The organism is Paenibacillus sp. IHBB 10380, assembly GCF_000949425.1.
GTDB lineage: Bacteria > Bacillota > Bacilli > Paenibacillales > Paenibacillaceae > Paenibacillus_AQ.
This window is the reverse complement of sequence record NZ_CP010976.1, coordinates 3,344,763-3,365,926: the sequence shown is the minus strand read 5'-3', so window position 1 is coordinate 3,365,926 and position 21,164 is coordinate 3,344,763. Positions and strand designations below refer to the sequence as shown.

Below are 21,164 nucleotides of genomic sequence, written 5' to 3'. Positions count from 1 at the left end.
AAACTGGAGTTGGGTGACATGAGAACTAAGTCAGAAACGTATGAGGGAATTGTTAATCGGCAAGCGCCTTTGGCTGTCGTTGGTCTTGGATATGTGGGTCTCCCCATAGCTGTTGCCTTTTCGAAAAAGGTTAACGTGATCGGGTTTGATGTGAATGTACAGAAGGTAAATGGATACCGCAGCGGTATCGATGCAACGGGTGAGATGGAAGATGGAGAAATCAAGAATTGCTCCGTAGACTTTACTTCGGATATAGAGCAATTGAGTGGAGTGAAATTCTTCATTATAGCGGTTCCCACACCCGTCCAAAGCGGGAATGTGCCGGACCTGAAATATGTTCAAAGTGCCAGTCAAATTGTCGCTAAAAAATTGACGAAGGGTGCTATCGTTGTGTTCGAATCGACGGTCTATCCAGGGGTGACGGAGGAAGTATGCATTCCTATTCTGGAGGCGGAATCGGGCCTACGCTGTGGCGATGACTTTAAGGTTGGGTATTCTCCTGAACGAATTAATCCGGGTGATACGGTTCATCGACTGGAGAACATCGTTAAAATCGTTTCCGGTATCGATAAGGATGCGCTGGAAACGATAGCAAATGTGTACGAGCTTGTCATCGAAGCTGGTGTATACCGAGCAGAGAGTATTAAAGTAGCGGAGGCAGCGAAAGTCATCGAGAATGCGCAGAGGGACATTAACATCGCCTTCATGAACGAGCTGTCGATGTTGTTCAATCGGATGAAAATCGACACGAAAGAGGTTCTTCAGGCTGCTGGCACCAAGTGGAATTTCCTTAACTTTTCTCCTGGTCTTGTGGGGGGGCATTGTATCGGTATTGATCCATATTATTTAACGTACAAAGCTGAGGATATAGGTTATCACTCACAGATTATTCTTGCAGGCCGCCATATTAACGATGGAATGGGTAAATATATTGCACAGTATATTATTAAAATACTGGTCCATATGAGGCTAGATTTAATCGATGTGAGGATTGGATTGTTGGGCTTGTCCTATAAAGAGGACAGTTCGGATACTCGTAATACGAAGGTTATCGATATTATCGATGAGCTTCAGGAGTATGGCATTCAACCTATCATAGTAGATCCATTAGTTGATAAAGAGCAGGTTTATTCGGAGTATAGGCTTAAACTGTCCGAGCCGTCTGATTTGAATCAATTGAACGTTCTGATTGTCGCCGTCCCGCATCAATCAATCGCTCAAATGAGCTTCCAGGAAATTGACCAAATGTACAGTATCCACCAACCGAAGGTGTTGGTAGATATAAAGGGAGTTTATAACAAGGCCGACTATGAGAGCCGTGGGTATCATTACTGGAGGCTATAATGAATAGATTGGAGAATCACAACCGTGATAAGAAGAAAAAGGAAAAGGATTGATGAGGTACTAACTTCTCCACGGTCAGATAGACGTACATTATCCAATGTACCCGATCCTGAGAATATCAGGGTAACGCTTGATCGTAGAGGAATACAGAATGATATAACGGTTGATGCAGAAATGGATTCCGAGTATCGCAGTAAGTTGCGTATGCTTAGCTTAAGATATACGGCAGACTTTGAGGTTCTGATTGTTGCGAAGGGTCAGAAGAGTAAAGCTGGTATAAAGGCGCGGGCCGTGGATGTTTCTTCTACAGGGGTATTAGTTGAACTTCATGATGAAATAGATCACTTCAAGGTCGAAGATACCGTGTCGATTCGATTCGATATTCCCCCAGGTACGATGCCTGAAGGCTTTGAGTCGAGGGTAAAGACGGATGCGGTGATAATTCGCATATTTAAGCAGCAGACGGAGAAACAAGAGAAGCATATGATTGCGTTTGAATTTGTAAAACCTTTGACGGACTATTTTCAGAGGAAACGCTGGGGTTATTCAGTTTATACAGCCAGTGGTTTGCTGTTTGTAGCTGTTATCTTCATTATGCTAATGCGTGTGGAGAGTATTATTTATTTTAAATATAATCTGTTGCTGTATTTATACAGCCTTACGGCCGCGGCTTTTCTGCTAACACGCTATTTATTCGGAGCTTTGTACCGTGATGTACCAATCAATGCTGATTATATGCCGGGGGTATCGATTATTATTCCTTGCTTCAATGAGGAGGAATGGATACACCGCACGATATTAAGTTGTATGAATCAGGATTATCCGATTGATAAACTGGAGGTTATCGTTGTTGATGACCGTTCAACAGACAGATCCGTGGAGCAGATACACAAGACAATCGATATGATTCATAGAGAAGCAGATCGATATATGACTAAAGAACGCTTGAGAATGCACGTTTTGACGGAAAATGGGGGAAAACGGGTAGCTCTGGTTAAGGGTGTAGAAATGGCTAAGCATGATCTGGTTGTGTTCGTGGATTCCGATAGTTTCCTAGACCCATTAGCGATTAAGCATCTGGTTCAGCCCTTTCAGGACCCCCGTATGGGCGGTGTTGCCGGTCGAACGGATGTGGAGAACAAATATACCAACTCGGTGACCAAGCTGCAGACCGTCAGATATTATATTGCTTTTCGTATCATGAAAGCGGCTGAATCATGGTTCGATAGCGTAACCTGCTTATCGGGGCCTCTATCCTGCTATCGAAAGGAACTAATTGTGAAGCATTCTGAAGCCTGGCTCAATCAGAAGTTTCTGGGACAACCTGCTACCTTTGGTGATGACCGGAGCATGACGAATTTTATATTGAAAACTCATCGAACCGGTTATCAGGATAGGGCGATCTGCTCGACCATTGTTCCTTCAGATATGGGGATTTTCTTGAAACAACAAATGAGATGGAAACGATCATGGCTCCGGGAATCGCTCAGAGCCGGAGGTTTTATCTGGCGCAAAGAACCCTTCATGACTCTATTCTTCTATATTGGTCTGATTGTGCCGATCGCTGCGCCTGTCATCGTGCTATACAATTTGATATATGTTCCGCTCGTGCATCATGTCTTTCCAGGTACTTTCCTAATGGGATTATTTCTGATGGCGATGCTTATGAGCCTCGCACATCTTCTGTTACGTAAAAGTAAACTATGGATTTTTGGACTTGTATTCTGTATTTTCTATGAATTTGTGCTGTTATGGCAAATGCCTGTCGCCTGGGTGACCTTCTGGAAATCGACTTGGGGAACGAGAGAAACACCTCAGGATGTCGAAGCCAGAAATAAAAAAGAGGCAAGAAAGAAAAAAAAAAAAAAATTCGGACTACCTTTCTAAGTCCATTATCGAAGAATATAAAGAGTGAGGGTGGCAGAAATGATAAAGGGAAGGCGAAGTTCTACCCTTGATTATCACCGCAAAGATCGCAAGAAATTTATAAAGACCATTATACAAGCTGCGATTTTGCTAACTGTGGGTATATTTTTGTTTCAAGTGATATTTAATGTAAGGCATTATGACGAACCGGTTAAGTCGACGTGGGCCAATGACAAGGGATTCATCGCCTTATCTTATTTTGGCGTAGATCGCTCTGGAACTCCGAAATTGGTGGCGAAGAAGCAACTAAATCAGCAGCTGAAGGCGTTGTATGATCAAGGATATACGACGATATCGCAGCAAGATATTATGGATTTCTATCAGAAAGGGAAGGCTCTGCCTGATAAAGCGCTGTTTCTATCCTTTGAGGATGGGCGTAACGACTCCAGCTTATTTGCGCAGCCCCTTCTGGAGAGATACAACTTCAAGGCAACCTTCCTCTCTTATGCCAATAAAATGGGAAATAGTGATCGGAAATTTCTACAGCCCAAAGACATGCTAAAGATGATGAAGACGGGATACTGGGAGCTCGGTTCCAATGGTTATCGTCTGACGTATATTAATATCTTTGATAAAGAGGGCCGCTTTATTGGAATGAAGAGTGAGAATCAATTACGTAATAAGGAGAACGTGGAGTATTATAATCATTATTTGATGGACTTCATTCGTGATGAGAACATGATTCCGCTGGAAGACCGCAATGAGATGGAATCCCGTATCAACGGGGATTACAAGCAAATGAGAGACATCTATACAGATACTTTGGGCTTTGTACCGAATGTGTATATGATTATGCATGCTAATACCCTATATGAGGGGATGAACCGGTTAGTGTCCGATGCCAACGATGCTAATATCCAGCGTCTGTTCAAAATGCATTTTAACCGGGAAGGACATGTGTATAATGACAGTACACAGAATCTATATGATCTGACGAGGGTTCAGCCGGAGCCTTACTGGTACACTAATCACCTGTTGATGAAGATTGGCAAGGATAGCAAGCAGAGTATGCAGTTTATTCACGGCGATGCAAAGCGTGCCGAGCAGTGGAAAACCATCAGCGGAGCAGCTGAGTTCGTAGAAGACCGCATTGCACTCACTTCTCCTTCCGCTGGGGCAGGGAAGATTTACTTGAATGGCAGTAGCCATTATACGGATATGAAGCTGAGCACGAAGCTCACCGGGAATGTTGTAGGTAAACAGACGGTATATGTTCGTTATAACGAAGAGAAGGATTCCTATCTCCGTGTTTCGTTGGATAATAACGTGATTCAGGTGGATCAGAAGAAGCAGGGGCACACAGTCGAGCAAATTTTCACCCGTACATTGGATGCTGTTCAATGGCGTTCGGAGGATCTTGCCTTCGATAAGGCTACGGTGTATACGAAGGAGCAGACAGCGGAAGGGGCCTTATCTACCGAAACGGAGTACCCAGTCAATAATAAGCAGACGAGGAATCTTGAACTCACCGTTCAAGGAAATCAGTTGAAATTAAAGGTAGATCAGGAATTGCTCACGGAAGTGAATATCGACAGTGCGGTCAATACAGGTGGTGTGGTGCTCGAATCCGAATATAACCCTCAGAATAAGAAAGATGATATATACGATGGGGTGTTTGGCGATTTGAGAATAGAGTCTTTAAACCAAAAAGACAGTCAATCATCTGTATTGTTCAGTAGTAAGTCTAAAGGCTTCAAAGGAGTAGTAACCCAAATACAAAAAGCAATTAGTACTTCCATTGATTGGGCGATTGAAAGCTTCTAAATGGTGAGTAAAGGGGAAGGACCCAAGGTGTTCAAGGTGACAGGTAAATGGCGAGTTGTTGTAACGATCACGATTATCATAGGTATAACTGCCATGTATATGGGATGCGAAGGCCGATCCCACGAAGAAAAGAAGTTGGTTCGGGTAGAGCCGAGTCTGGAATTATCGGCCTGGGTTGTAGACTGGCAGTGGAAATCTAGTATTGAAGATCTTCGGGAAATTTCGAAGGGTCTTACTAGTTTCCAAGTATTCGCAGCTTATTTCGATGAAAGCGATAGTCTGTATTATACGGAACAAATGCAAGAAGCACTGCCACGGATATTTGAGACTGCGAAACAATCTGGCTTAACAGAAGTGGATCTGACATTGGTAAATGACCTTATAAAGAAGGATGGAACCGAGGTACAGAAGGATTCGGACATGATTACAAGGCTTATGTCCACAGACAAAAGCCGAGAAAAGCATATAGAAGAGATATTGGCTGCGGTAACGAAATATGACTTTCACGGTGTAGAAATTGATTACGAGAAAATCAAGGATAGCGATTGGGATCATGTCTGCGCCTTTTATAGAGAGTTGTACCAAAGACTGCATGCGATGGGCAAATCGCTTAGAATCGTGCTGGAATCAAGGATGCCCATTGAGAAATTGCAGCTGCCGGAAGGCCCAGCTTACGTTATGATGGCATACAATCTATACGGCACTCACAGTGGTCCAGGACCCAAAGCAGATCTGGCCTTCATTACCAAGCTGGCAAAGAGAATGGATCGGTTGCCTGGAGAGAATATTATTGCGTTATCAGCAGGAGGATTTGATTGGGCAGAGCAGGGTAAGGTGACCGCAGTGACAGAGAAACGGGCAGCGGAATTATCTCTTCAGAGTGTGAGTTCTCCCAAGCGAGATAACGCAAGTGGCAGTATGTACTTCGACTATATCGATGATAACCATGTGAGGCATACCGTGTGGTATGCCGACGATGTGACAATATCCCAGTGGATGAGTACTTTACGGCAAAGGGGATACTACAAAATTGCAATATGGAGGCTGGGCGAACTTGGGCAGTTAACGATTCAAGAATTGAATCAATAGAAGGAAAGAAGTGTCATGATCTTATCTCGAGCGATGGTAAAAAGACTGTTTCAGCAAGCACCATAATTAATAGGTAATAAGAGATGATAGGCCGGGAGCAAGCATCTCCCGGCCTATTCTTTGTCACGTTATGAATTGAAATATAAGAAGTACGAAAGGATGAAGAATAAGGGGTCTCATCGACTCCATAGTAACATTACCACTGAAGCCTGCCAGCCCTGCCAACGCAGGGATTTTTCTATTTTCGCAGGCATGATGATGGTTGGTGGTAGCTAGCTTTTTTCACCAACTGCTAGTGAAACTAAAATAACGATTAGCGCAACGATAGAATTCCATGTTAACTGATCACCCAACACTATTGTTCCTAACAAAATACCGAACAGGGGTACCAAATAGTTAGTGAGCGATGCAAATGCGGCGCTTGTCCGCCTAATCAACATATTATACAGCATGTATACTATTCCAGCTTGAAGTACACCTAATATAATAACGTCAAGGATTTGCTGCCAGCTCAATTGAATACTTAATGGGTCCTCAAATATAAAAGCAAGCGGCAGTAAAATGATTGACGCAACGAATAGAACATTTCGCATAGCTAGAATTGAAGACATAGGAGGGAGCCGTTTAATCAGAAGCAGCGATGCGGCAAAGCTAATAGACGCGCCTAATAAAGCCACATAACCAATAAAATTCCCAGCAAAAGAGATTGAAGAAATATCAGGAGCGAATAGTAGGCATAACCCCCCAAATCCGATGATAATACTCATCCATTTCTTGAATGGCAGCTTTTCGTTCGGTGCAAAAATTTTAACAAAAATAATGGTGAAGATCGGCACGGTACCCAATAAAATAGAAGCCGTGCTACTGTTAATATACTGCTGTCCCCAACCGATCAAGATGAAGGGCACAACCGCCTCCAGCACCCCAATCCAGATGAATGAGCTCCATAGTTTAGATTGTCCTTGCGTGCTCTCCTTTTTAGCGGAGAACAAATTTAACATGGCAAGTGTGAGGGTTCCTAGCAAAGCTTTGCAGGCCGCTAATGTAATCGGCGTAATGGAGTTGATCACCAAATCGACAAAGAAAAATTGCGAACCCCAGATCATGCCGATACCTAGCAACAGTAAATAATTTATCCTGTTCATGATCTCAAAGTCCTCACTTTATAAGATATATTTTTTTGAAATATAGTTCGACAGTACGCTTCGTGAAGTACAGCAACCAATAAACGTTCTTGGCTGTTTATCATCAGGTTCATGATTTCTCTATAGTGTTTGTATGCCAAGCTTCAATCAGGTGCTTACCATCATATTAAATCTAGCGTGCTTATGCTGCAATAATAAAAAAAGGGATCTGTATCGGTACAGATTTATTATTATCATATTAAAAAATGTGTGATTTATTAGATGTTGACAGAAAAATGCTTTATACGATATTATATATGCATGAGCATGCATTTATAATTAATTCGTGCTTAAATGTATTATACAAAGAGGAGAGAAATCATGAAGGATTTATTTAGCCCCTATGAAATAATGGATTTGAAACTAAAAAACCGTGTGGTTATGCCTCCAATGTGTCAATATTCAGTCAACGACAAAGACGGAATCGCTACCGATTGGCATTATATGCATTATGTGAGCCGAGCAATTGGTGGAGCCGGGTTAATTATTATTGAAATGACTGATGTTGAGCCTGATGGCCGAATTACCGATTTTGATCTCGGGATCTGGTCAGATGAACAGATTCCCGCATTGGCCAGAATCGTTGAGGCCTGTCATTCATATGGCGCTAAAGTGGGCATCCAAATTGCCCATGCAGGGCGTAAAGCCGAAGATGCGACGATTCCTGTAGCTCCATCGGCAGTTCCGTTTAACTCTGAATTTAAAACGCCAAGGGAATTAACGACTGATGAAGTGAAAGAAATGGTCGAAAAATTCCGGATGGGCGTAAAACGGGCTGTCAAAGCGGGATTTGATGTCATTGAGCTTCATGGTGCGCACGGTTACCTCATTCACCAGTTTCATTCGTCTTTAACAAATCGCAGAACGGATGAATATGGACAAGATTTAACCCTGTTCGGTAAAGAAGTCATTCATGCGGCAAAAAGCGAAATGCCGACAGGTATGCCTCTAATCATGCGTATTTCCGCTAAGGAATATGTAGAGGGCGGATATGGAATTAATGAGAGCCTTGAGTTCAGCAAAGTATATAAAGAAGCGGGCGCAGATATTTTCCATGTCAGCGCAGGCGGTGAAGGGCCTATAGCCGCTGCAGGCAAGCCAGGAACGCATGCTGCTTATCAAGTCCCTCTGGCTAGAGAAATCAAGCAGAGTCTGAATATTCCGGTTATTGCGGTGGGTAGATTGGACGAACCTGCTCTTGCCAATGCGGTGATCGGAAATGAAGAAGCTGACCTTATTGCGGTAGGACGGGGAATGCTGAGAAATCCTTACTGGACTTTGGAAGCTGCAGTTCAGCTTAATAAAGAGACGGATATTCCTAAACAGTATGAACTTGGATTTCCCAGAAGCAAAAGATAAAGAATATAACTAGGGTAATATGACTTTGGAGACCTGTTTTATGGGGTCTCTTTTTGTACAAAAAGGAACGCGAAGTTAAATATAGTAAAGGGATGAATACGGTAGTGTAAGCTCGTTAAATGGTTAACCTGATGTTATAATATTATAAAGGTGAAATTTATATTAATTCGTCATGAGCTTTAGCCCGGAAAGGAAATTATAATATGGAGAATACCCCTAACCATGACCTTATAACCAGTTGGTTGACTTTAACGCATATACAAATGAACGTAGCTAATAAATTGGAAGCGAATTTGCAAGAGAAGCACCAGTTGTCTTTAAAAGAATTTTATTTACTGTTATTTTTGTCTGAGGCACCAGAGACGAAGCTGAAATTACAACAATTGGAGTCAATGCTTGGTTTAAGCCAGAGCGCTGTCTCTAGACTTGTTAGCCGATTCGAAGCAAAGGGCTGCGGAGCTCTAAAAAGACATGCTTGCGACGATGATCGCAGAAGTATCTATACTTCTTTGACACAATTAGGCCAAGACAAGCTTGATAGGGCACAGGGAACTTTTGAAGAAACTTTATTAGGAGTTTTTCCCGAAAAGGATGTAGAGAGCCTGTTGCAACAAATGCTTCGTATGAAACAACAATAAGATTATATCTTGTTATTACAGAGATATGTCTCTAAGCATAAAAGATATCTACTGTTGACCATGAAACTTAGATTCTGTTGAAATTGTCATGCATTGGAATAGTAGCCTCCTTAATTGGTTATATAAAGATGAGTGGGGTGTTTAGAGTGGGCATTAACAATAAATAACAGGAGGTGACTGTTATGAAAAAAGATTTTCCAACTGAAATCCCTCTGAAAGTCGTTCCCGAAGTAAAGCCAGATGCATTTCCGGAACCAAAGCCGCTGAATATTGAACCCGAGATTAAGCCGAACGTGCTGCCTGAAATCGAACCGCCGGCAGAACAATTGGAAATAAGTCCGCCGATAGCGCCAGAGAGCACGCTCATTTGAAGATTTGCCACTGGGGTGGAACTTGGTAGTTGAGACTGATTATACGAAGGATAGTCCAAAAAAAAGATAGCCCTACCTGTCTATTCAGGCGGTTGGCTATCTTCTTTTGTTTGAACAGAAAGCTCATAGATGACTGTGTAAGGCCAGCGCAAACATTAAGGCAGTTTGCAGTTCGAACAACGTCTGTCAACGCAGCCGAGATGTTATGGAGATCAGCTGGATTGGAGGCACATTTTTGAAGCATCCAGCGGCAAGCACTAAGAAGTTAGCCAAATTTCTGCTTTATTTTTATTAATAATTAATAACGAGGGACAATTTATAATTGACATAATGGTTTAATTCGCCTAAAAACCTGTCGAGCTCTTCGTTGGACGGGAACCTGCACTCTAGAAGATAACATCCCTCTCCGCTAATTTTAAAATTATTTACAATATACGGGTGTTGAGTTTCTATAAACGATAAGAATGGTTTATGATCGAAGCTCTTCGTATAAATGTTTATAAACGAATGGACCGGGTATCCCGTTTTCATGTGATTTTGATGAATCGTATAGCCTTCAATCACTCCACTTTCCTCTAATTTCAGCACCCGGTTAGCTGTCGCCTGACCAGTCATATGAATTTTTTCTCCCAGTTCTTTCATCGAAATTCTGGAATTATTTTTAAGTTCTTCGAGAATTTGTTTATCGGTATGATCCAGCATGTATGATAACCTCTTTCATTATTCAAGTATTTCTTCGGTTTTACATGATTCTATATAGTTCCACTTTCTTTTTAAATATTATCCTATAGAAGAAGATTATAAAAGGAGGCATTCACAGTGAAGATCAGACAAATACGAAATGCGACTATGGTTCTAAACTATGGCAACATGACTTTTTTAATAGATCCATTTTTAGGAGCAAAAGGGGTCTATCCACCCTTTCCCAATACTTCAAACCAAGTCAACAATCCGACCGCCGAGTTGCCGATTCCTGTTGAGGAAATCGTCCAGACCGATGCAGTCATTGTGACTCACCTGCACCCGACCATTTCGATGCAGTTGCGATCGAGGCGCTTTCCCAAGATACTAATTGACAAGCTTTATTGAAGAGAAGGGGCTCACGGCCAACATATTCGTTCCAGCCGATGGGGAATCAATCGTTCGTTAATAAGAGAGTTGTTCATAGTGTAAGCATCATACATGTGGAGTGTATGATATTGATGGAACGTAAAGAAATAGATGAGATGTGACGGTATTCAATTAACAATGATTTCTACCTTCCATTTTGTAACAATTTACCGCATAATTGATAAAGATATGTTAAAACTGCGATTTCAAAAAAATAAGACAACCTGAATCAGCATTTCATCATACTACTTATTTGTTTGACATTCACCCTTCTACGCGTTCATGGATCCTTATCAGAATCAGTGCTTGATTAGTAAAAACGAGTGACAAAAGACAATTACACTAGACAAGACAGCCCGCCGCCGGTTGCCAAGCATGATTACGAGGGAGCGCATTTCAGCTGCTGGTTACTACGAAGTGGACAGAGGAAACGCTATTTTCTTTAAATTTGTAGAGGTAAACAAAAGGAGATATCGAGATGGAAACAAATCAAAATATTCGTTATGCAATCGAAGGATCTATACGATTTCTTGAATCTACTCCAGATTTGGCTATGGATCGTTGCGAGGACAGCCGTAGAAAATGGGATGGAACTTGGTGGCATATGGCAGCTCTTTATGAAATGGGGGAAGTGAAACAAATTCCCGAGTCTGCTATTGCCAGAGCCAAATATTTGCTCAAAGCTCAAACCTGGCCCACCTTCATCATATCCGCCGACGACCATCCAATAAGTGAAACCGATAGAATGAAGATGGATTGCTGTCATTGTGAGCTTGCCGTGTACTATATGATTTTGATGGCCTATGGCTGTGATTTGGACAAGGAGCTGCCTTGGATTCGCGAATGGTTCTTAAAGCATCAGCTGCCTGATGGCGGACTGAACTGCGATCCGGAAGCTTATACTCATTCTAATAAGAGTTCTATCGTTTCAACACTGCCTCCACTTGAGGCTATTCTGTGGTATACGAACCGCGCATTTACTGCGCAGGAAGCCGTTTTCTTGGATCAAGGCGCACGTTATTTGATTGAACATCGTCTTGTATGTTCCAAACAAAATGGGCACATCATCGATATGGAATGGCTGAAGCCTTGCTTTCCAAGGTTTTTTGAATATGATATATTGCGCGGCATGTCCTTCTTGGTAGAATGGTCCCGGCGCAGGAACAAACCGCTGCCGGCCGACCTGCTTAATGAAGGAATTCAACGACTGAACAGCTATATCGAAGCAGCAGGCTTGCGAATCGGCCGGCAAGTATTCGATCCACAAGGCCCATGGGGCGGGCCCACCTTTGCGCTGCTAGAAGCAGTATCCGAAATTGGAGACGTTTCGCCTTATCTAACCAGACAATTGGCTGGCATTATTGGGCAATTGGAGCATGCCTCTAATGAATGAAACCTCTAAAAATAATAAACTGCGTGGAAGATTAAGCAGATATGAGGTTTACCGTTAGGGAATAGGATGTTTATTCAAAAATTGAAGAATTGAATCATCTACATAGATCGGACTTTCTCTTAGCATGTGTGGCCTATGACTGCCCCCCGGCACAATAAGATATGTCAATAGTTTTAGCAGCACGGCAAGTGTTGGCTCAATTTCGTGGAAATTGGGCGCTGCAGACCAATCCTACGGAACGAAATCCAAGAGCGCAAAATTTCTGGCGTAAGACATTAGCGGCATACACCAATGGACAATATTTAGAGAGGAACGGTATTCATCCAGATGTTGGAGAGATGCTAGAGTTTCATTTTAACAATATTTTGATGCAAGAATTTTTGTTTTAATCGATTTGCTTATGCATCTAAGAAGGATATTCCAGCCTGGATGTGGAATTATTTTCATAGGGGATCGTTCTCTAACTGAACATCAGGATGGGCTGGGATCATAGGGATGCAAGAGTATGTTTTATCTGGTGGGGAAATTGTACGGCTGAAGCATTATATTGAACACAAGCACCATAGTCTTGATCCGAAGCAACGGGCATCTATATTAGCCGATGCGGTGCATCGGATTATTGAGAGCCGTCTACCTTCTTTTCCAGACGAGGTGAAGAAGCAGGTTTGCTACGAGCTTCTTATAAAGCATAGAGACTCTCTCGTTATTCAGGCGGATGATGTGCTTCAACATTGTATGTCTCTGGATTTGAGCAAAGAGGATCTGTTATCGTCGTTAGTTGTATGGGTGAGCAGCAGAACTACTTTTCCTGTACAGGAAGAGATGGTTCGAAACATCCTTCTTCGATGGTCTCAGCAACTATTGCCTACAGTCTCATTTCAAGCGTTGGTGCAGGAATGGGATGAACAAGGCCGGAGTGTCTGTAGGGAGCTTGCGGTTGCCAGTGAGCCTTTTGTTCCATTAAGGAACAAAAAATGGTTCAATCGAAGGATATCTATTACGATTGCGTGTTTCTTTGCGGTTGTTCTCTTGTGCGTGCTGATCCGTCCACTGGATCAACAGTCACCTGCACCCGCATCATATGCAGATCCGATAAATATACTGCAACCCATAATTAATGATAACGAGGAACCGCAACCAGTCGATGGAATCCCTACGGGGCTCAAATATGTTTCTATAGATACGAAGCGTCTGAAGCAATATTTGCGGGATAGGAACTCCATTTTAGCCGAGGAACCGTATTTGTCTGAGATTGTGGAAGCCGGGAAGAAATACGATATTCACCCTCTCTTGCTTTTTGCCATTACTGGACAAGAGCAGGGATTCGTATCAAAAGATCATAAAAGTGTAAAAGAAATAGCGAATAATCCTTTTAACGTATTTGGCAGCTGGGAGAGCTACAACACAACGATTGCGTCTTCAGCTAACATTGCAGCGAAGACGGTAGCTAATATTAGCAGTAGGCGTCCAGGAGGGAGTCAACCGATCCAATGGCTAAACCGAACCTATGCCGAGGACCCGAATTGGTGGAAGGGAGTCACTTGGTTCTTCGATGAGATGAAGAGAGAGATTGAAGATGAATCCTTTGAGTGGCCTGCGTAATTACAGTAGATAGTATAAGGAGACTGAGGTTTGGTTAGAAGTTATAGGATATAGGTGTATCTTTAAAAATAGACTATACGGATAATCTAGGTGATGATTATCGAGGTAAAGCTCAAATCATATGCTTGAGCTTTTTTCTTGTCACTTATTTTTTTGTTTAATAAGCTAGTTAAGATAGAAATAGTATTAGAATTGTGAGATATGGAGTGAATAATATATCTAAATTACATTTTATATTATAGAATGATTATGTCCCGAATGGATAGAGAATGTGTAGTACATATCCTATCGAGGGCAAGCCGTATATAGTTAGCGTGTACGGTAATCCAATACAACAAAGGAGAGTCATCGTGAAGGCTAAGAAAAAATGGTGTTTAACTGTTGCTGCTTTATTATTATTTGGAAGCGTTGTCACTTCCCTCCCAGTTTCGGTAGAAGCGGCTGAATCGGCAAATGAAGACACACGGATTTCCATTTTAGGTACGTCGGATATTCATGGACGCTTCATGCCATGGGATTATGCGTTGGACGGTCCCAATCCAAGTGGGAGTTTAACGCAATTATTTACAATCATCAAGAAAGTTCGTGGAGAAAACCCAAATACGATTTTACTCGATGCAGGGGATATGATTCAGGATAATTCGGCGGAATTATTTAATGACCAACCCAAGTCTCCAATGATGGTAGCTATGAATGAAATGAATTATGATGCCTGGGTGATGGGCAATCATGAATTCAATTTTGGAATGGACGTGTTTAAGAAAATTACCTCTCAGTATAAAGGCCAAATGCTGGCAGGGAACATCTATAAGGACAATGGTGAAAGATTCATGCCTGCGTATACCATTATTGAAAAAGCAGGGATAAAGATTGGGGTTATTGGAATGGATACTCCCATGACGGCTGAATTTGAGAAAGGCTCTGATCATGTAGACGGGCTTGTATTCAAGAATCCTGTAGATGAAACGAAAAAAGCTATCAAGGAATTAGAAGGTAAAGTAGATGTAATGATTGGGCTTATGCATATGGGGCTGGAGAATGAGAATGGTGTCCCAGGTACTGGTGTAAAAGATATCGCCAATGCGAACCCGGAGTTGGCTGCTATTTTTGCAGGTCATATGCACAAGCTTGTTAAGGGTGATACAGTGAACGGTGTTTTAATTGTCGAACCGGATAAATACGGAACTCATATTTCTCGTATAGACCTTACATTCACGAAGCAAGGTGATAAAGTAGTCCTTAAGGATAAGCAAGCGGCTGCATTACCTGTTAAAGCTGAGGATGGAACAACTGCATTATCGGATCCGGCATTGGAATCTACATTGCAGCCGTATCATGAGTTCGCAAGAGAAAATGCCAATATCGAAGTGGCACAACTTAAAGGAATGAACCTTGTACCTAAGAATGAGATTGACGGCATCCCTACTGTACAAATTCAGGAAACTCCGTTATCAGACTTTTTTAACGATGTTATGCTGCATTACAGCAAAGCGGATGTAGTTTCCCATCAGATTGATAACGATAAGGCGCGGTTGGATGTAGGTCCCATCAAGAAAAAGGATATTGCTTATAACTATCAGTTCGCTCTCGGTGAAATTACAGTTTACCAAGTAACGGGTAAAGATCTGAAAGATTACATGGAATGGGCAGTAGGCTACTTTAACTCGACTCGACCAGGTGATGTAACAGTTAGTTTTGATAAGATAAGACGTGCTTCCAAGTACAGTACTAATGATTTTTTTGGTGGCGTCAAATATGAAATTGACTTAACGAAGCCATATGGCAGTCGGATTACAAATTTGAGAAAAATGGATGGAACCTCCATCAAATCTGATGATACTATCAAATTGGGAATGAATGCATACCGGATGGAAGCTCTTAAAGCAAAGGGAGGAGCACTCGAAGGGCGGAAATTCCAACAGCTCTGGTCTTCAAAGGATGTAAAAGCATTTGGTGAAATAGATGGAACCATTCGTAATCGTGCAATTGCTTACCTGAAGGAAGAAAAAAATGGTGTATACGAGCCTAAAGTTCAAGAAAATTGGAAAATTACAGGCGTTGATACTACTTCACCTGAACGTGCAGATGTAATTGAGCTTATTAACACAGGCGTATTGGAGATTCCCAAAACGGATGACGGTAAATACACCAATGTAGCTTCAATTAACATTTTAGATATGATTACTCGAAAAGAAATTGATGAATTGTCTCAAAAAGCAAAGGTGAGTACAGACCTATCTGCAGGTGCTATGACAAAAGGCGAGTTCTATCACAAGCTTAATGAGGCTATAAAGACGGCAACGAGTACTCGACAAGAAGAAGTTAATCCTGAACCGAAGCCTAAACCGGAGCCAAAACCAGAACCGAAACCAGAACCAGAACCACCAGTGGGATCGGTCGTTACGAATCAAGCTAAGGTAACAGCATACTTCTTGAATGTTCGTGCCGAAGCTTCCTCAACGGCGAAAATATATATGGCGGTGCCGAAGGGTACTGTTTTGGAAGTGCTAGGAACGAAGTATGGTTGGTTGAAGGTTTCTTATAACGGGTCTACTGGCTATGTGTACGGTGAATATGTAGATATGTTAAAATAATTTTGTATGAGAGCAGCTCAGTCTTTTAGACTTGAGCTGCTTTTGTACAATCACGGATAATGGCAAGGATAGAATTCAACAAGTGGTGTTCGATTAATGCCGAACGAATCTGGGGAGGTATAACAGATGAATAAAATGTTTAATGAAATAGCAGATTCCTGTGCATGGAACATAGTGCAGGAGGTTAATAAAGGTTGGTCAAATGACAAGAAATATTATATTCAAGCTATGGACTGCAGAGAATTGTTGCTTAGAATGTCGGATATATCCGAATACGAGAAGAAGAAATGGGAATTTGAATATTTAAAAAAGCTTGATCATATTGATGTTTTGATGTCCCGACCGATTGATTTTGGAATTTGTAATAACGGCCAGTCCGTATATTCCTTACTTACTTGGATCGAGGGGGAAGATGCCAAAGATGTTATCCCTACAATAAGCAAAACTGATCAGTATCGACTTGGAGTTAAAGCAGGAGAAGTATTAAGAAAAATACATAGAGTTCCGGCGGAGAACAATCAAATGTCGTGGGCAGAAGTTTATAATCTCAAAATAGACAAATATATAACCAATTATAAAGCATGTGGTATTCATTTAAAGGGAGCAGAATCAATAATCAACTTTGTTGAACATAATCGATATCTATTAGAAAACCGCTCTGTGTCATTTCAACATGGTGACTATCATGTCGGAAATATGATTGTTACAAATTCAAGTGATCTGGGTATCATTGATTTTAATAGAGTGGATGATGGAGACCCATGGGAGGAATTTAATCGTATTACGTGGGATGCAAGCCTAAGTGGATTGTTCGCATCGGGTCGTATTAATGGATATTTTAATAACGATGTACCTGATCAGTTTTTTAGATTAATGGCGTTATATATAGCAAGTAATCAACTCTCAAGCATTCACTGGGCGATTCCGTTTGGACAAGAGGAAGTGGATATTATGCTGGAACGAGCTGGAAATGTTCTGAATTGGTATGATGAATTTCGTACATACGTACCGAACTGGTATTTGGCAAACTACACAATATGAGCATAGGGTATGCTACATGTTGATTGAGAGTTGCGTCGTTCAATAATGATAATTATTATCGATTAATGGTTATGTTAGCGGAGGACGGGATGGAACTCAATGGACAAGAACAGGATTTTTCGGACAAATTTTAGTGATACGGTGCATCTTTCACACATGGGATGACAGAATGTTGATCTAAGTTAAATAGACATGTAAGCTTAACTTCATAGAATGAAGCAACTATATGGAGGTTTATATTGAATTATGCATACGCACATTAGTCTTTTGGAACAACTGCATCACATGGGAATTAATCAACAAGGGGTCGTTCTTGTTCACTCGTCTTTAAAAAGCTTGGGAGAGGTAGAGGGAGGAGCCGATACTGTGCTCAATGTGTTGGAAGAATATATGAAAGATGGGTTACTTGTTCTCCCTACGCATACTTGGGCTAACATCAATGCGAATAATCCAACATTTTATGTTGAAGAATCACCCTCGTGTATCGGCATCCTTCCTGAATTATTTCGTAAGCGACCGGGTGTCGTACGGTCTTGGCATCCAACGCATTCTGTTGCGGCCTTAGGTCAGGATGCATTGTCATTCACAACGGGCGATGAACACTTTGATACGCCATGTGCTAGAGGTTCAGCTTGGGGCAAGTTGTTAGATCGACAAGCGACCATTCTACTTCTTGGTGTGGACTTACGTAGAAATACTTTTATGCACGGGGTAGAGGAATGGATCGATATTCCAGGTAGGATATCTGATGACCATGAGAATCTACAGACGGTTCTAGGCGACGGTACGGTGATTGAAGTGCCATCCCGTAGACATTGTGGACAGCGATGGTCTGAGTATTTCTGGAAGGTCGAGGATGTGATGGTAGGGCAAGGCGCAATATATTTTGGACAATTAGGTGATGCTGTTGTGCGAGTATGTGACACGGTGAAGACGACCGAACTTCTTACGCAAATGCTACGTGTATATCCAGAGTTATTCTCCGACAATGAACCCTTAACTGAGCATATGCAACAGTTATTTGGACAAGCCAATAAAGATAGTATTCAACAGGAAAGAGGATGAGCGAGATGAGTAACTTGAAATGGCTAGAAGATTGGTATGAAAGTTATTGTGATGATGAATGGGAGCACACACATAGTTTGAAGATCGAATCGATAGATACGCCTGGATGGAGAGTAACCATTCCTTTACTTGAAACTGAACTAGAAGATAAACCATTACAAGAAATTATAATAGATCGAGATGATAATGATTGGGTGAGGTGCTGGATCAAGGATGGATATTTTGAAGGAGCCGGTGGATTACGGAATTTAGAAGAAATGATCCAGATTTTTAAGGAATGGGCGGAAGGATAGCTGAAAAATACCGTAATTAAAGATGATTTCAAGTTATATCTCGTCATGGAATAAAGGACTGCTGGTGGTTATTTCACTGCAATCCTTTTTTTTTGATACTCAAAGGTATTTGTCGCTAAATGTCGAATTGTGTTATAAGAAAACGGCTGATATCAACATTATGAGAGGAGTTCACCATCTATGTGGTTAAAACGATTGAAAAAATGGTCGGATTCTTTAAAGCTTAAATTTACGGTATTTCTCCTGTTGCTTACGGTTATACCCCTTGTGTTAGTTGCGTCGATTCTAACCATTTTGTTTACAGGTAATGTTGAAAAGGAACTTAAAGCACAGCAAATGGTTATAGCATCTTCGAATGCGGAGAAGTTGAACTCATTTTTAGGGAAAAAAATTCAATCCGTAGAAAGCATGTTGAGTAGTTATCGGTCAAAATTTTTACATAGTGATACGGAGGAAATCGTTCAACTTCTGAAAGTGATGAAGGCAATGAGTCCCGATGTACTCTCCTATACGTATTCTCCTGAATCTGGTCAATCCACAGCGGATACGTATGCCAAGCTTGATATTTCTAATTTTGATAATTTCAAGCGAATAAAGGAGGAGAAGAAGGTAGGAATATCAGATATTCTACAGGACGGGAAAACGGGTAAAAATATTATCATTATCGATATCCCGATTCTTGGTGAAACTAATGATTTTCGTGGATTAATTCAGGCGATTGTTAGTCCTGGAAATATATTAGAGGATTTAAATAGAAACAAAATGGGGGAGACTAGTTCTGCTTTCTTGCTCTCAAAAGATGGTAAATATCTAGCACACCAGTCCGAAGAGAGAATTGGCAAGGATATCAATGAATATGAGAATGACAAAACCATTAAAGCGTATACCGAGGAAATTTTGAAACAGGAACAGGGGAATGTAGTCTTTGAAGTAAAAGAGGGTACATCCAAACTAGCTTCCTATGCCAAAGTCGATTTAACGGGATGGAGAGTAGTTGTCTCGGGAAATGAAAGTGATTTATTAAGTAGCGTTGAACAAACGAAAAAAATGGGTTTTTTCGTCATCATCCTATGCTCCTTGGGAGTGGCCTTATTATCTTATATCGTATCGGGTTCTATGCTTCGCCCGATCTATGCGATGACGAACCTCATGAAAAAGGTAGCAGACGGAGATTTGACTGAACGACTGAAAGCCAAAGGCAACGATGAATTGCAACAGTTGAAACGTAATATCAATGCGATGTTAGATTCGTTTAGTCTCACACTAAATAAACTGGCAGAGGCTATACAACATACAGCTTCCTCTTCTGAACAATTGACTGCTATCGCGTTGAACTCGGCTAGTACATCTGAGAATACCGTGAATTCGGTGGAACGGATTAAGAATGGTGCTCAAGAACAGTATAAGGGGTCTGAGCAATCCGCTAAAGCAATGGAGGAAATGGCTTTGGGGATTCAGGAGATCGCTGAATCGTCAAGCATCGTAAACGAGAGAACTCAAGAAGTACATCAGCAAGTTACGCAAGGAGAGGCTGTTGTACAAGAAGCAGTTCGCCAAATCACAAATGTTAACGTGGCAGTGGAAAAGTCCGCTTCTATGATTCAAGCAATGGAAGCGAAATCATCTGAAATTAACCAGATTGTCAATTTTATCTCAGAGATAGCGACACAAACGAATTTACTGTCCTTGAATGCTGCAATTGAAGCGGCACGTGCGGGTGAACATGGAAGAGGGTTCGCTATCGTTGCAGAAGAAGTGAAAAAACTGGCTGAACAGACGACGAAGGCAACAGTGAACATAGACGGAATATTGACAGAAATCCAAAACGCAACTTCAGACACTTCTAAATCCATATCGAAGGGAATCGAAGAAGTTGGCAAAAGTGTGAGCCAGATTGAACAAGTAGGAGATATATTCAGATCTATTGTACAAGAGGTAGACGGAGTATCGACTCAAATTGAAGGCATGTCTGCCGCTACAGAGCAATTATCCGCAGGCACGGAGGAAGTATCGGCATCTATGAATGATATCGTGGGTATTGCTCGAGGTTCATTAGAGGAATTGAAAACAATAACCAAATCTACATCGGAACAACATCAATCCATGGAGGAAATTTCCACTGCATCGGAGTCTTTAAGTCAAATGGCTATGGAACTACAGGAAATGGTATCGAAATTTAAAGTGAATTAAGAAACATGATGGTTATATCTATCTCGATACCACATTAGTACAGAAACGGCAGAAATGCCGTTTTTTTGTGTTTGCCCAGTATGGAAGGCTATCTCTAGGGTGTGGGCTAGCCAAGCAATGAATTCGATAATTTGATAGGCAAGAACATCTAACGATAATAAGCCCAAGCAAGGAGATGATTTAGCATATCCTATGAATACG

18 protein-coding genes are annotated in these 21,164 nt (G+C 41.5%); 16 read left to right on the top strand and 2 right to left on the bottom strand.

All coding sequences use genetic code 11. From position 1 onward, the window contains the following. Window positions 1-18: 18 nt before the first annotated feature. Genes UB51_RS14980 through UB51_RS14965 form a run of 4 tightly spaced genes read left to right on the top strand, consistent with a single transcriptional unit; the run spans window position 19 to window position 6,123 of the window. The gene (locus UB51_RS14980; RefSeq protein WP_044877985.1) at window positions 19-1,344 is read left to right on the top strand and encodes a nucleotide sugar dehydrogenase; all 1,326 of its coding nucleotides are present in this window, start codon (window positions 19-21) and stop codon (window positions 1,342-1,344) included. Window positions 1,345-1,368: 24 nt separating this feature from the next. After that, a complete protein-coding gene (locus UB51_RS14975) occupies window positions 1,369-3,231 on the top strand; it encodes a glycosyltransferase family 2 protein (protein ID WP_082063156.1) in 1,863 nt (620 codons plus the stop codon). A 39-nt stretch (window positions 3,232-3,270) separates the two neighbouring features. Continuing rightward, window positions 3,271-5,034: a polysaccharide deacetylase family protein gene (locus UB51_RS14970; protein ID WP_044877983.1), complete on the top strand. Its 1,764-nt coding sequence runs from the start codon at window positions 3,271-3,273 to the stop codon at window positions 5,032-5,034. Window positions 5,035-5,061: 27 nt separating this feature from the next. Beyond that, complete coding sequence (locus UB51_RS14965; protein WP_234405446.1) at window positions 5,062-6,123, top strand: glycosyl hydrolase family 18 protein; 1,062 nt, start codon at window positions 5,062-5,064, stop codon at window positions 6,121-6,123. 272 nt (window positions 6,124-6,395) lie between these two features. Here the strand turns inward: UB51_RS14965 and UB51_RS14960 are convergent, their stop codons facing one another. Further along, window positions 6,396-7,268, bottom strand: a complete 873-nt coding sequence (locus tag UB51_RS14960) for a DMT family transporter (protein WP_044877981.1) — start codon at window positions 7,266-7,268, stop codon at window positions 6,396-6,398. A gap of 360 nt (window positions 7,269-7,628) precedes the next feature. Here UB51_RS14960 and UB51_RS14955 point away from each other — a divergent pair, with 360 nt between their 5' ends. The 3 genes from UB51_RS14955 to UB51_RS14945 all read left to right on the top strand — a co-directional run bounded on the left by UB51_RS14955 (window position 7,629) and on the right by UB51_RS14945 (window position 9,675). Continuing rightward, window positions 7,629-8,666: an NADH:flavin oxidoreductase/NADH oxidase gene (locus tag UB51_RS14955; RefSeq protein WP_044877980.1), complete on the top strand. Its 1,038-nt coding sequence runs from the start codon at window positions 7,629-7,631 to the stop codon at window positions 8,664-8,666. 203 nt (window positions 8,667-8,869) lie between these two features. Continuing rightward, complete coding sequence (locus tag UB51_RS14950; protein WP_044877979.1) at window positions 8,870-9,304, top strand: MarR family winged helix-turn-helix transcriptional regulator; 435 nt, start codon at window positions 8,870-8,872, stop codon at window positions 9,302-9,304. A 182-nt stretch (window positions 9,305-9,486) separates the two neighbouring features. Next, window positions 9,487-9,675 carry a hypothetical protein gene (locus tag UB51_RS14945; protein WP_044877978.1) on the top strand — a complete coding sequence of 63 codons (189 nt, stop codon included), beginning with the start codon at window positions 9,487-9,489 and terminating at the stop codon, window positions 9,673-9,675. Window positions 9,676-9,966: 291 nt separating this feature from the next. Here the strand turns inward: UB51_RS14945 and UB51_RS14940 are convergent, their stop codons facing one another. Further along, entirely contained in the window at window positions 9,967-10,377 is a 411-nt protein-coding gene (locus tag UB51_RS14940) for an Lrp/AsnC family transcriptional regulator (RefSeq protein WP_044877977.1), read from the bottom strand. Window positions 10,378-10,494: 117 nt separating this feature from the next. Here UB51_RS14940 and UB51_RS14935 point away from each other — a divergent pair, with 117 nt between their 5' ends. The 9 genes from UB51_RS14935 (at window position 10,495) to UB51_RS14895 (ending at window position 20,963) form a co-directional block, all read left to right on the top strand. After that, window positions 10,495-10,764 (top strand): MBL fold metallo-hydrolase, encoded by a 270-nt coding sequence (locus UB51_RS14935; RefSeq protein ID WP_052675952.1) that lies wholly within the window; start codon window positions 10,495-10,497, stop codon window positions 10,762-10,764. 499 nt (window positions 10,765-11,263) lie between these two features. Continuing rightward, the gene (locus UB51_RS14930) at window positions 11,264-12,178 is read left to right on the top strand and encodes a hypothetical protein (RefSeq protein ID WP_044877976.1); all 915 of its coding nucleotides are present in this window, start codon (window positions 11,264-11,266) and stop codon (window positions 12,176-12,178) included. 161 nt (window positions 12,179-12,339) lie between these two features. Then, window positions 12,340-12,567, top strand: a complete 228-nt coding sequence (locus UB51_RS14925) for a hypothetical protein (protein ID WP_044877975.1) — start codon at window positions 12,340-12,342, stop codon at window positions 12,565-12,567. A 106-nt stretch (window positions 12,568-12,673) separates the two neighbouring features. Then, window positions 12,674-13,780 carry a glucosaminidase domain-containing protein gene (locus tag UB51_RS26515; RefSeq protein WP_052675951.1) on the top strand — a complete coding sequence of 369 codons (1,107 nt, stop codon included), beginning with the start codon at window positions 12,674-12,676 and terminating at the stop codon, window positions 13,778-13,780. Between the two features lie 350 nt (window positions 13,781-14,130). Continuing rightward, window positions 14,131-16,374, top strand: a complete 2,244-nt coding sequence (locus tag UB51_RS14915; protein WP_044877974.1) for a 5'-nucleotidase C-terminal domain-containing protein — start codon at window positions 14,131-14,133, stop codon at window positions 16,372-16,374. 126 nt (window positions 16,375-16,500) lie between these two features. After that, window positions 16,501-17,415: an aminoglycoside phosphotransferase family protein gene (locus tag UB51_RS14910; protein ID WP_044877973.1), complete on the top strand. Its 915-nt coding sequence runs from the start codon at window positions 16,501-16,503 to the stop codon at window positions 17,413-17,415. A 246-nt stretch (window positions 17,416-17,661) separates the two neighbouring features. Then, a complete protein-coding gene (locus UB51_RS14905; protein ID WP_044877972.1) occupies window positions 17,662-18,480 on the top strand; it encodes an AAC(3) family N-acetyltransferase in 819 nt (272 codons plus the stop codon). 5 nt (window positions 18,481-18,485) lie between these two features. After that, complete coding sequence (locus UB51_RS14900) at window positions 18,486-18,773, top strand: immunity 53 family protein (protein ID WP_044877971.1); 288 nt, start codon at window positions 18,486-18,488, stop codon at window positions 18,771-18,773. 180 nt (window positions 18,774-18,953) lie between these two features. Next, complete coding sequence (locus UB51_RS14895) at window positions 18,954-20,963, top strand: methyl-accepting chemotaxis protein (protein ID WP_044877970.1); 2,010 nt, start codon at window positions 18,954-18,956, stop codon at window positions 20,961-20,963. The last annotated feature ends 201 nt before the right edge of the window (window positions 20,964-21,164 follow it).